At 43.2% G+C, this 507-nt stretch carries 1 pseudogene; it reads right to left on the reverse strand.

The annotated features are described in order from the left end of the window. Positions 1-507, reverse strand: a pseudogene (locus R8O11_RS31580) (bifunctional metallophosphatase/5'-nucleotidase); the annotation flags it as partial.

Genomic DNA, 507 nt, shown 5'->3' on the forward strand with positions numbered 1-507 from the left:
AAAATCACAAGCGGTTTCAAATACGCCTTGGTCCAATTGTTGATTCAATGTTGAATCCCAGAAAATACGGCGTCCTAACAGTAATTCATTTTGACCATTCAACATGGTTGCTTGGCCATTTTCGTCAAACTCAAGCACACAATGGCCCATGGTCAGGGCATGGAAACCGGCTTGCACAACGTAGGTTCCATTTACTTTGATACCATAAGGATCATCTTCACCCAAACCAATCGCAGTAAAGTCACCTTGCAAACGGTGGCTATGACCACCCACGATGATACCGATGCCTTCTACTTGCTCTGCAAGTTCTAAGTCGCCCTCGTAACCTAGGTGACTCAGTAAAATAATGTTTTTGATTCCATCATTGTGAATTTGTGCGACTGTCGCTTTCGCGGTTTCAATTGCAGTCATAAATGGCGTATCGGCGTCAGGGTTTGCTATATCGCTCATTTTATCGATGGACAAACCAAAAATAGCGACTTTTACACCGTTAAACTCTTTCACAAG

It is taken from the genome of Vibrio sp. 1288 (assembly GCF_033344475.1).